Origin of the sequence: Salinigranum sp., assembly GCF_041641895.1 — an archaeon.
Taxonomy (GTDB): domain Archaea; phylum Halobacteriota; class Halobacteria; order Halobacteriales; family Haloferacaceae; genus Salinigranum.
On the sequence record NZ_JBEPXO010000107.1, the window covers coordinates 1 to 11,757 of the forward strand.

General features: G+C 68.4%; 11 protein-coding genes. 9 read left to right on the forward strand and 2 right to left on the reverse strand.

Features of this window, described 5'->3' with window-relative positions; translation table 11 throughout:
- From ACESK5_RS17310 to ACESK5_RS17350, 9 genes are all read left to right on the forward strand, one after another.
- The coding region (locus ACESK5_RS17310) for a RimK family alpha-L-glutamate ligase (protein WP_372912828.1) at positions 1-830 on the forward strand (830 nt) is incomplete at its 5' end.
- The gene (gene argC / locus ACESK5_RS17315) at positions 827-1,864 is read left to right on the forward strand and encodes an N-acetyl-gamma-glutamyl-phosphate reductase (RefSeq protein ID WP_372912829.1); all 1,038 of its coding nucleotides are present in this window, start codon (positions 827-829) and stop codon (positions 1,862-1,864) included. The genes ACESK5_RS17310 and argC, both read left to right, overlap by 4 nt.
- Positions 1,865-1,940: 76 nt before the next feature.
- Complete coding sequence (locus tag ACESK5_RS17320; RefSeq protein WP_372912830.1) at positions 1,941-2,837, forward strand: acetylglutamate/acetylaminoadipate kinase; 897 nt, start codon at positions 1,941-1,943, stop codon at positions 2,835-2,837.
- Entirely contained in the window at positions 2,834-3,982 is a 1,149-nt protein-coding gene (locus ACESK5_RS17325) for an aspartate aminotransferase family protein (RefSeq protein ID WP_372912831.1), read from the forward strand. Before ACESK5_RS17320 ends, ACESK5_RS17325 begins: the two co-directional genes overlap by 4 nt.
- Positions 3,982-5,031, forward strand: a complete 1,050-nt coding sequence (locus tag ACESK5_RS17330) for a [LysW]-lysine hydrolase (protein ID WP_372912832.1) — start codon at positions 3,982-3,984, stop codon at positions 5,029-5,031. The genes ACESK5_RS17325 and ACESK5_RS17330 overlap by 1 nt, the downstream gene beginning before the upstream one ends.
- A 7-nt stretch (positions 5,032-5,038) precedes the next feature.
- Complete coding sequence (argF, locus tag ACESK5_RS17335) at positions 5,039-5,944, forward strand: ornithine carbamoyltransferase (protein ID WP_372912833.1); 906 nt, start codon at positions 5,039-5,041, stop codon at positions 5,942-5,944.
- A gap of 84 nt (positions 5,945-6,028) precedes the next feature.
- A complete protein-coding gene (locus tag ACESK5_RS17340) occupies positions 6,029-6,685 on the forward strand; it encodes a hypothetical protein (RefSeq protein WP_372912834.1) in 657 nt (218 codons plus the stop codon).
- A gap of 304 nt (positions 6,686-6,989) precedes the next feature.
- Entirely contained in the window at positions 6,990-9,173 is a 2,184-nt protein-coding gene (locus ACESK5_RS17345) for an ATP-dependent DNA helicase (protein ID WP_372912835.1), read from the forward strand.
- A 175-nt stretch (positions 9,174-9,348) separates the two neighbouring features.
- Complete coding sequence (locus tag ACESK5_RS17350) at positions 9,349-10,707, forward strand: cytochrome P450 (RefSeq protein WP_372912836.1); 1,359 nt, start codon at positions 9,349-9,351, stop codon at positions 10,705-10,707.
- A gap of 99 nt (positions 10,708-10,806) precedes the next feature.
- Here ACESK5_RS17350 and ACESK5_RS17355 read toward each other — a convergent pair whose 3' ends face one another.
- A complete protein-coding gene (locus ACESK5_RS17355) occupies positions 10,807-11,331 on the reverse strand; it encodes a 2'-5' RNA ligase family protein (RefSeq protein ID WP_372912837.1) in 525 nt (174 codons plus the stop codon).
- 63 nt (positions 11,332-11,394) lie between these two features.
- Positions 11,395-11,586, reverse strand: coding sequence for a hypothetical protein (locus tag ACESK5_RS17360; RefSeq protein WP_372912838.1), 192 nt, complete (start codon positions 11,584-11,586; stop codon positions 11,395-11,397).
- Between the last annotated feature and the right edge of the window lie 171 nt (positions 11,587-11,757).

Below are 11,757 nucleotides of genomic sequence, written 5' to 3' on the forward strand. Positions count from 1 at the left end.
AACTCCTCCTCTCCGAGCTCCGCGACCGCGGGCACGACGTGACGAAGGTCGACGTCCGGAAGGAGCAGTTCAACATCAGCGAGGCCCCCGCGGTGTTCGACGACCTCGACGTCGTGCTCGACCGGTGCCTGGCGACGAGCCGGAGCCTCTACATCACGGAGTTCCTCGACTCGTACGGGATTCCGGTCGTCAACAGCTCGGAGACGGCGCAGCTGTGCGCCGACAAGGTGAAGAACAGCCTCGCGCTCGAGGCCGCCGGCGTCCCGACGCCGAACACGACGGTCACGTTCACGACCGACGCCGCCCTCGAAGCCATCGAGGCGTTCGGCTACCCCTGCGTCCTCAAGCCCGTCGTCGGCTCGTGGGGCCGGCTCATGGCGAAGATAGACACGCGTGATGCGGCCGAGGCCATCCTCGAACACAAAGCGACACTGGGCCACTACGAACACAAGGTGTTCTACATCCAGGAGTTCGTCGAGAAACCCGGCCGCGACATTCGCGTGCTCGCGGTGGACGGCGAGCCCATCGCGTCGATGACGCGCTCCTCAGAGCACTGGCTCACGAACGCCGCGAAGGGCGGCAAGACGGCGAAGTTCGAACTCGACGACCGCGCGCTCGAACTCGTCGAGAGAGCATCAGAGGCAGTCGGCGGCGGCCTCCTCGGTGTGGACCTGATGGAAGTCGGAGACGATTACACTGTCCACGAAGTGAACCACACCGTCGAGTTCAAAGCCCTGAACGATGCGGTCGGTGACAGCGTCGACGTGCCCGCGAAGGTCGTCGACTGGCTCGAAGCGAAGGTCGCCGCAGAGACAGAGGTGACCGCATGACACTGCGCGCAAGCGTCGTCGGCGGCTCCGGCTTCACCGGCGGAGAACTCCTCCGTCTGCTCAGCCACCACCCCGAGTTCGAAATCGCGCAGGCGACGAGTCGCTCGTACGACCGCAAGACGGTAGGGAGGGTCCACCCAAACCTGCGGGAACTGGACCTGCGCTTCACGTCGCCTGAGGACCTCGAGTCGGTCGACGTCCTGTTCGCGGCGACGCCTCACGGCGTCTCGATGGAGCACATCGACGAGTTCTTCGACCACGCGGACACGGTCGTCGACCTCTCCGCGGACTTCCGACTCTCCACCGAAGAACAGTACGACGAGTGGTACGACGGCCACGTCTGCCCCGAGTACCTGGAAAAGGCCGAGTACGCCCTGCCCGAGATCAACCGCGAGAACCTTCCCGGTGCAGAACTCATCGCCAGCGGCGGCTGTAACGCCACAGCCACCATCCTGGGCCTGAAGCCGCTGTTCGACGCGGGGATTCTCGACGGCGACGAACAGGTCGTCGTCGACGTGAAGGTCGGGTCCTCGGAAGGAGGCGCAGGGGGCGGCGACGCGTCTTCGCATGCGGAACGGTCGGGTATCGTCCGGCCCTACGCGCCCACGGGCCACCGCCACGAGGCCGAGATCGAGGAGTTCCTCGGGCTCTCCGTGTCGTTTACCGTCCACGCGGTGGACATGGTCCGGGGCGCGAGCGCGACCTGCCACACGTTCCCGTCGTCGCCCGTCAGTAAGAGCGACCTCTGGAGCGCCTACCGGGAGTCGTACGCCGACGAACCGTTCATGCGCACGGTCGCAGGGGGCGGTGGCGTCTACCGCTACCCCGAGCCGAAGGTCGTCGCCGGCACGAACATGGGCGAAGTCGGCTTCGAACTCGACCCCAAGAACAGGAGACTCGTCGTGTTCTCGGCCATCGACAACATGATGAAAGGCTCGGCCGGCCAGGCCATCCACGGCGCGAACGTCGCGCTCGGACTCGACGAGACCGCAGGCTTAGACGCGACAGGGTTCCACCCTGTGGGGGCACCATGAGACTGCTTCGCAGCCTCATGAGCCTCCGGCTCACTCCGCTCGCCGGAGACCCCCTAGACCACCAGAGGTGGTCTGCATGACGGTCGTCGTCAAAATCGGCGGCGCACGCGCCGTCGACCCCGAGGGCGCGCTCGCGGACGTCGCCTCGCTGGTCGACGGAGGCGAGGACGTCGTCGTCGTCCACGGCGGTTCGACGAAGGTCGACGAGACGCTCGAACGGATGGGCATCGAACCAACGTACGTCGAGACGCCCGACGGTGTCACGGGACGCTTCACCGACGCGGAGACGATGGAGGTGTTCACGATGGCGATGTCGTCGATAAACACCGACCTCGTGGCCGGGCTGAGACGCCAGGGCGTCGACGCGCTCGGTCTCTCGGGCGTCGACGGCGGCCTCCTCGCCGGTAAACGCAAGTCGGCGGTGAGAGTCGTCGAGGACGGCAAGAAGAAGATCAAGCGCGGCGAGCACTCGGGCCGCATCGACGCGGTGAACACCGACCTGCTGGAGACGCTCCTCGGCGCGGGGTACACCCCCGTCACCGGACCGCCGATGCTCGGTCACGACGGGGACACGGCGTCGGAGACGCCGCAGAACGACGGCGACGTCACCGCCGGCACACCCGTCAACACGGACGCCGACCGGGCCGCCGCGGCCGTCGCGGGCGCGCTCGACGCGACGCTCGTCCTCCTCACCGACGTCGAGGGCGTCTACGCCGACCCCGACGACCCGGCGACGCTCGTCTCGCACGTCGAGACGAGTGAGGACTGGGCGGAGCTAGAGGCCGCAGCCGAGGGGTTCATGACGAAGAAGGTCATGGCGGCGAAGGAGGCGCTCGACGCGGGCGCACCCGAAGTCGTCGTCGCGAGCGCGAACGCCGACGACCCTGTGAGCAACGCCCTCGCGTCGGGCGGCACGCACATCCAGCGGAGCGCAGTCTCGGACGAGAACCAGACACAGGAGGCAACACGATGAGCGGGTTCGTCTTCTCGGAGAAACCGATTCAGATCGAACGCGGCGAGGGACCGTATCTGTACACCGACGACGGCACCGAGTATCTGGACTTCGGCGCCTCCTACGCCGTCGCGGCACTCGGCCACAGCCACCCGCGGGTGACGGAGGCCGTCCAGCAGCAGGCCGCCGAGTTGCTGTACGTCCAGGCGTCGTACCCCAACTCGACGCGGACCGAGCTGTACGAGAAACTCGCGGCGCTCGGCCCCGCAGACGGCGAGTGCACGCTCGACAACGTCTGGCTGTGTAACTCCGGCACGGAGGCGAACGAGGCGGCCATGAAGTTCGCCCGCAACGCCACGGGGCGCTCGAAGATAGTCGCCACCCGTCGGGGCTTTCACGGCCGGACGATGGGCGCGCTGGCGATGACGTGGAAGGACAAGTACAAGAAGCCGTTCGAGCCGCTCGCCGGCGACATCGAGTTCGTCACCTACGGCGACACCGAGGAACTCGAAGCGGCGGTCGACGAGGAGACGGCGGCCGTCTTCCTCGAACCCGTCCAGGGCGAGGGGGGCATCCATCCCGCCTCGACGGAGTACCTCGAAGCCGCGCGCGAGTTCACCGGCGACGCCGGTGCGGCGCTCGTCTTCGACGAGATTCAGACCGGCGTCGGCCGCACGGGGACGCTCTGGGCCTGCGAACAGGCAGGGGTCGTCCCGGACATGCTCACGGCGGCGAAGGGCATCGCGAACGGCCTCCCGCTCGGCGCGACGCTCTGTGCAGACTGGATTGCCGACGCCGACCCCGAACACGGGTCGACGTTCAGCGGCGGCCCCGTGGTGTGTGCGGCGGCGAACGCCACGCTCGACACCATCGTCGAGGAGGACGTCCCCGGGAACGCCGCACAGGTCGGCGAGTATCTCCGGAGCGAAATCGAGGCGGCGACCGAGGAACACGACCTCCCCGTCCGGGAGGTCCGCGGCCTCGGGTTGATGGTCGGCATCGAGGTGAAGCGCGGGTCGAACCGCCTGCTCCGTGACCTCGCGCTGAACGAGCAGATCCTCGCGCTACCCGCCGGTCGGACCGTCCTCAGACTCCTCCCGCCGCTGACCATCGAGGAGGAACACGCGGACCGGATGATCGAGGCACTGGTCGAGGTGACGACGTGATGAGCACCAAGCCCCAGACGCGGACGACGGAACTGGACGCACAGGAACTGCTCGTCGACCTCGTGTCGACGCCGTCGCCGTCGGGCGAAGAGGCGGCGGCGGCGGCCGTCCTCGTCGACTTCTTCGAGGCGCACGGCCGCGAGGCGTACGTCGACGAGGCGGGGAACGTCCGCGCCCCGGCCGACGACGCGGTGCTTCTCACCTCGCACATCGACACCGTCCCCGGCAACATCCCGGTCGAGGTGAAAGACGGGGAACTGTGGGGTCGAGGCAGCGTCGACGCGACCGGACCGCTCGCGGCGATGGCCGCCGCGGCCGTCGAGACGGGCGTCTCGTTCGCCGGCGTGGTCGAGGAGGAGACCACGTCGTCGGGCGCGCGCTTCCTCTGTGAGGACCGCGACGAACCCGACGCGGTGGTGAACGGCGAACCCTCCGGCTGGGAGGGTATCACCCTCGGCTACCGCGGCTTCCTCGACGGTACGTACGTCGCCACCTCGGAGTCGGGCCACTCCTCGCGCCCGGACATGAACGCCATCGAGGAGGCGATGGAGTGGTGGCAGAAGGTCGAGAGCGCCTTCGAGGCGGACGAGTGGCGGCCCATCTTCGAACAGGTCACCACCAAACCGGTCGGGTTCGACGGCGGCCTCGGCGCCGACGGCCTCTCGGTGGAGGCGACGATGGAGGTGCAGTTCCGCATCCCCCCGGCGCTCTCGGCCGACGAACTGCGGGAACTCGCCGACTCGAAACTGGTCGAGGGGACCGTCCACTGGAACGAGCCCATCCCGCCGGTGATGGAGTCGCCCCGGACCGAGGTGGCCCGCGCGTTCCGCGTCGCCATCCGACAGGCCGGCGGCTCCCCCCGGCTCCTCCGCAAGACGGGGACGAGCGACATGAACCTCTACGCGGCCGCCTGGGACTGCCCGATGGTGACGTACGGCCCGGGCGACTCCGACCTCGACCACGCCCCGAACGAACACCTCCCGCTCGACGAGTTCGACACCGCGGTGGCGGTCCTCGTCGACGTCGCGGAGCGGCTGACGGAGGAGTAGACAGGGGATGCTCTCGACGACACATCTGCTCGACATCGACGACCTCTCGCCCGAGGACGTCACCCGGGTCCTGGACCGGGCGGCGGCGCTGAAGGCGGGCGAGGACGACACGCAACTGGCGCAGCGGACGCTGGGGATGATATTCGAGAAGCCCTCGACCCGGACGAGGACCTCCTTCGAGACGGGAATGACGAGGCTCGGCGGGCACGCCGTCTACCTCGGGCCGGACGACATCCACCTCGGCCACGGCGAACCCATCAAGGACACCTCGCGGGCGCTGTCTCGCTACGTGGACGCCATCATGGCGCGGCTGTTCGACCACGAGGACTGCGAGAAACTGGCGAGATACGCCGACGTCCCCGTCATCAACGGACTGACCGACGAGGCCCACCCCTGCCAGACGCTCGCCGACCTGCTCACCATCCGCGAGCAGTTCGGGTTCGACGGGGTCAAGGTGGCGTGGGTCGGCGACGGGAACAACGTCGGCCAGTCGTTCGTCCTCGGCTGTGCACTGGTCGGTGTCGACCTCACGGTGGCCACGCCCGACGGCTACGGGATGGACGCGGCGGTGCTGGACCGGGCAGCCGAACTGGGGGCCGGTCCCGAAATCGCTGCCACCCCCGAGGCCGCCGTCGCGGACGCCGACGTGGTCTACACCGACGTCTTCGTCAGCATGGGCGAGGAGGACGAACGCGAGGAGAAGCTGGCGGCGTTCGACGGCTACCAGGTGAACGCCGACCTCCTCGCGCACGCGGGTGACGAGACGAAGGTGATGCACTGTCTCCCCGCCCACCGTGGGGAAGAAATCACCGACGAGGTGCTCGAGTCCGACCGCGCCGTCGTCTGGGACCAGGCGGAGAACCGCATGCACACCCAGAACGGCCTGCTGGTCGAACTCCTGACCGAGCGCTGATTGTTCTCCCGTCCGGTTCATCCGGCCGTCGGGCGCTGCCGGTCGGATCGCAAGAGTCGAGTCGTCACTCACGAACCGTGAGACATGTCGAACCCCGACGACGCCACCCTCCGCCGCCGACTCCGACTCGGGACCGTCGGACTCGGTGTCGCCGTCGCCGCCCTCTCGGGGGCAGTGCTAACCGACCTCGGCGTGCTCACCGGCACGACTCGCCGAGCGGTCGAGGCGACCGCTTCGGCCTACGGCACCAGCCCCGACGTCGTGTTCGTCACGCTCCACGCACCGCTCCTGTTCGGTGTGGTCACGGGTGCTGTCGGCTCGGTGTACGTGGGTCTCCTGCCGCCGTCTCACGGGGCCGAGAGCGTCCGGGAGGCGCTCATCGCGGCGGTTCGGTTCTACGCCGAGGCGGGCGTCCTCGCCACCGTCGCGGCGCTGGGCGTCCCGCTGGCAGTCGTCACCGGGAGCGGCACCGGCCTCCCGGGAACGCTCGCGCTCGCGTTCGTCGCCGGCCTGCCGCTGGGTGTCCTCGCCCTCTGCGGCGCCGTCGTCGGGACGGTCCTCGAACGACAGCGGGAGTGGCGTGGAGCGACCCTGCTCGGGACCGCCCCGCCCGTCGTCGGTGTCGTCCTCGCGCACGCGGCGCCGACCGGTCCGGTCTGGACCGCCTCCGCCGGGGCGACGTTCACCGCACTCGCACTCGTCGGTGGCGGGTGGTCGGTCCTCGGACCCGACCGGGCGTGAGTCGAGCGACCACCAGGCACGTGCGACGTCTCCGCAGACGGGGGTAGGGACTCGAACAGCCTCCCACTGCCCGTCGAGCGAGCGGTGGTCCCGCCGCTCGCCCGGACGCTGTTCTGGGCGGTAGCGCTGCTCGTCGCGTTCTGCGCGCTCCGGGTCGTCGTCGGACTACTCGGCGCGTGGACCTGAGAGAGTAACTCTCAACCGAGTGAACAGGTAGCTCCACTGGAAACAAAGGGGTTCGAGAACGTGTGTCACCGCGTAGCAGGGGCGAGCGTTTTTTGCCCATCGGGGCGCGAGAGCGGGTGTGGCAGCCTCGAACGGGTCGACGGACGACCACTGGCGGTTCTTCCCGTACGACGAGCCGTACCCGAACCAGGCCGAGGCGATGTCGCGCATCGCCGAGGCACTCGGAGCGGAGCGGAACGTCCTCCTGGAGGGCGCTCCGGGGACCGGCAAGACGCTCTCGGCGCTCGTCCCGGCGCTCGAACATGCCCGGGAGGAGGACAAGACGGTCGTCATCACGACCAACGTCCACCAGCAGATGCGTCAGTTCGTCGCCGACGCACGCGCCATCACCCGGACGGAGCCCATCCGGGCGGTGGTGTTCAAGGGGAAGTCCTCGATGTGTCACATCGACGTAGACTACCGGGAGTGTCAGACCCTCCGCGACACGACCCGTGACCTCGTCGAGAAGCAGGAGGAGGTCGCAGAACTGAAGCGACGCGAACAGGACCTCCTCGACGACCTCAGGGAGGGGAGCGACGGGGCGGCCGACGCGCGGCAGGCCGTGATGGACGAACTCGAGAGCCTCGAGTCGGAGGTCGAGGCGTTCGAGTCGGCCAACGTCTGCGACCACTACCGGGCGAATCTCACCCGCGACACCGGTACGTTCTTCTCGTGGTTGTTCGACGACGTCCGGACGCCGGAGGACGTGTACGACTACGCCGACAGGGAGGGGCTCTGCGGGTACGAACTGCTGAAGGAGGGGATGGAGGGCGTCGACCTGGTGGTGTGTAACTACCACCACCTGCTGGACCCGCTGATCCGCGAGCAGTTCTTCCGGTGGCTGGGCCGCGACCCCGAGGACGTCATCACGGTGTTCGACGAGGCACACAACGTCGAGAGCGCGGCCCGCGACCACGCGACGCGCACGCTGACGGAGAACACGCTGGCGTCGGCGTTGTCGGAACTCGAAGAGGTCGACGACTCGCGGGCCGACGCCGCCGAGAACGTCCTCGGGGCCTTCCACGACGCGCTCCGTGAGACGTACGACGACGCGCTGGCGTTCGGCGAGCGCGAACAGGTCGGCGAGAACTGGTACGACCTCTCCATCTCGAACCCCGACCGGCGCGACGACCTCACCATGGCCTTCCTCGACCGGTACGAGGGACCCGGCATCTCGACGGAGGTCGAACTGGCGCTCCAGCTGGGGAAACATCTGGACGAGGAGTACGAGGAGCAGTACAAACGCGGGGAGACCACCTCGCGGAAGGAGTGTCAGACGCTGGGCGCGGCGGCGTTCGTCGACGCGTGGATGGACGAGGGGAGTGACCTCGGCCAGCACCCGATGTGTTCGGTCCGACGCGACAGCGGGACGGACGACCTGTACGGCCGCGCGGAACTGTACACGTGCATCCCGCGGGCGGTGACGCGAGAACTGTTCGACGAGGTGTCGGCGACGGTGCTGATGAGCGCGACGCTCCGCCCCTTCGACGTGACCCGGGACGTCCTCGGCCTCGAGGACCCGGAGACGATGGCGTACGGTCTCGCCTACCCCGAGGAGAACCGCCGGACGCTCGCCGTCGACGTGCCGCCGCTGTTCAGTTCGGAACGCAACGACCCCGAGACGCAGGCGCTCGTGGCGGACACCCTGCGGGACGTCCTCCGGTTCACGCCGGGGAACACGCTCTGTTTCTTCCCCTCCTACGCCGAGGCGGAGCGGTACTACGAGCGGTTGCGGGGGGAGGGCGTCGAGACGGACCTGTGGCTCGACGGCTCCGACGTCGACACTGAGGCGACCCGGCGGACGTTCGTCGCCAGCGACGACGGGGCACTCTTCACCTCGCTGTGGGGGACGCTCAGCGAGGGTGTGAGCTTCGACGGGGACGACGCACGGACCGTCGCCGTCGTCGGCGTCCCCTACCCGCACCTCTCGGAGCGGATGGAGGCGGTCCAGGACGCGTACGGCCGGGCCTACCCGGGGAGCGAGGCGGGGTGGCGCTACGGCGTGGAGATACCCACCATCCGCAAGACACGACAGGCGCTCGGACGGGTCATCCGCTCGCCCGACGACTTCGGGGTCCGTCTCCTGCTCGACCGGCGATACACGCGTGAGAGCCGCGACATGGGTCGGTACGGCGTCCGTGGCTCGTTCCCCACCGAAGAGCGAACCGAGTTCGTCGACGTCGCCCCGGAGAAGGCGAAATTCGCGATGCTGAACTTCTTCACTGACCACGACGCGTACGTTGGCGAGCCACCACGGCCGTGAGTCTCCCCATCGGACCGGTCAGGGCGGATTCGGCGCCACAGGCGAGACGCACAGACGCGACCCGACACCGTCGGACGCCGACGGTGTCCGTGGCGTCGAGACGGCTAAGTCGTCTCTTCTCACCCCAGGATACTCGCGCCGAACGGTTCATGTCTCTCCAGCCGAAGAACCGACAATGAGCACGGAGCCACCGGGTCCGAAGGGGGTACCGGTCATCGGCAACAGCGGGCAGTACGCGAAGGACCCGTTCGAGTTCATTACGGCGGTCGAGGCGGCGTACGGCGACATCGCGCACTTCGAACTCGGTCCCATCGACACGTACATGATCACGAACCCCGCCGACATCGAGCGGGTGCTCGTGACCGACGACGCGAAGTATCGAAAGCCGAAGTTCCAGGACGACGCCATCGGTGACCTGCTCGGGGAGGGGCTGCTCATGAGCGAGGGCGAGACCTGGCGGAAACAGCGCGAACTCGCCCAGCCCTCGTTCCTGATGTCGCGGCTCTCGTCGCTGTCGGACCTGATGGTCGACTACACGGAGGAGATGCTCGCCGACTGGGAAGCGGGAGAAGTGGTGAACGTCCACCTCGAGATGGCCCGGCTGACGGTGAAGATTATCGTCGAGGCGATGTTCGGGGCGACCATCGACGACGAACGGGTCAGGGTGGTCCAGGAGAACCTCGAACCGCTCGGCTCGCGCTTCGAGCCGAACCCGTTCCGCTTCGCGATTCCGGACTGGGCGCCCACCCGCGAGAACCGCGAGTACCGGAAGGCGCTGTCGACCATCGAGGAAGTCGTCTGGGACCTCATCGACGAACGGGAGGGGACGCAGTACGGCGACGGCGAGGAGGAGCCGATGGACCTCCTCTCGGTCCTCCTGCGCGCCCGTGACCGGGGCGAACAGACCGACGAGAACCTCCGCGACGAGATGGTGACGATGCTGCTGGCGGGCCACGACACGACGGCGCTCACCCTCACGTACACCTGGTACCTGCTCTCGCAGCATCGCGACGTAGAAGAACGGGTCCACGCGGAACTCGACAGCCTCCTCGACGGGGAGCGGCCGACGTTCGGCGACGTCCGGGCGATGGAGTACACCGAGGCCGTCCTGAACGAGGCGATGCGGCTCTACCCGCCGGTGTACACCATCTTCCGCGAGCCACAGGTGGACGTGCGGCTGAGTGGATACCGCGTCCCAGAGGGGAGCGCGGTCATGCTCTCGCAGTGGGCCGTCCACCGGTCGCCGCGCTACTGGGACGCGCCGCTCACGTTCGACCCCGACCGCTGGCTGGACGAACGGGCCGACGAACGACACCGGTTCGCGTACTTCCCGTTCGGTGCCGGTCCCCGGTTCTGCATCGGTAAACAGCTCTCGATGCTCGAGGCACGGCTCATCCTAGGAACCGTCTGCCAGGAGTACCGCCTTGAGTATCTGCGGGACGAACCGTTCGACCTCCGCGGGTCGCTGACGATGCACCCCCGCCAGCCGATGGAGATGCGGGTGGTCGAACGGGAGCGAGAACGGGAACGGTAGCGCCCGGGCCGTCCGCTCTCGACCCACCGTCGCGATCCGGTTCGCCGCGCTCGTCGTCTGGGCCGTCGCCACCTACGTGGTCTGGCGGTTCGTCGGCTTCTAACCCGGTAGCGACAGCCGTGCGGCCGGTTCTCGCGCCCGGGAGTCGTAGACAGCGAGTTCGGAGACGGTCCACGTGACGGGGTCGACACGCGCCGAGAGGTCGGCGAGCGCGTCGGCGTCGAACGTCCCGCCGCGTCCGAGTGTAACGTGGGGGACGTAGCCGTCGCCCTCCAGCCCCTCGATGGCCCCGAACGCGTCGACGAGTCGTTCGTGGAGTTCGCGGAGGCCCGGGCTCTCCACCGCGAGGTAGACGACCGGTCCCGGACCCCGCGGAGGGTTCTCGAAGACGTCGACGCGGGCCACCCGTATCTCGAACGTCGGCTGGTCCCGGAGGACCGTCCGGAGTCGCTCTCTGAGTCGAGGGAGCACCACGTACCGCTCCTCGTCCCGGTCCTCGAACCGTTTGACGACGAGGGAGTGCCTGTCGCGGAACCGGGTGACGCCCGCGCCGGCGAGCGCGGGGCGGAGGCTCGCGGCCTCGCGCGAGACGGTGCCGGGAACCGGAGCGTTGAGACTGAACACGCTCGACACTGGTCGGGGAGTCGCTTCAGTGTCCCGGCGAGCGTCGCCCACCGGCGGCGGGAGTCAGAGGTAGTCGAGGAACCAGAGGACGATGACGGCGACGACGACCACCCCGAGGAGCGGGCGGAGCGGGCCGAGGAGGGCGGTGAACAGGCCGACGACTTCCCCCACGATTTCGAGGGCGAGCCAGACCACCACAAGCACGAGGACGAGTTTCAGCAGGTCTTCGACGTCGATAGAGGCGCGTGCGGTCATCGGTCGGCAGGAGGGAGGAAGGGGATGAGAGTCTTGTGTCTCGCGTCGCGCGTCCAGCTCCCCTCTCGCCGTATCCGTCGCCTCCGGTCACGTCAACCCTTATCACGACCAGGCCCCTAGTTGAGGTATGAGCTTCTTCCGCTGGCTCGGCCGGACGGTCGGCCGACTCAC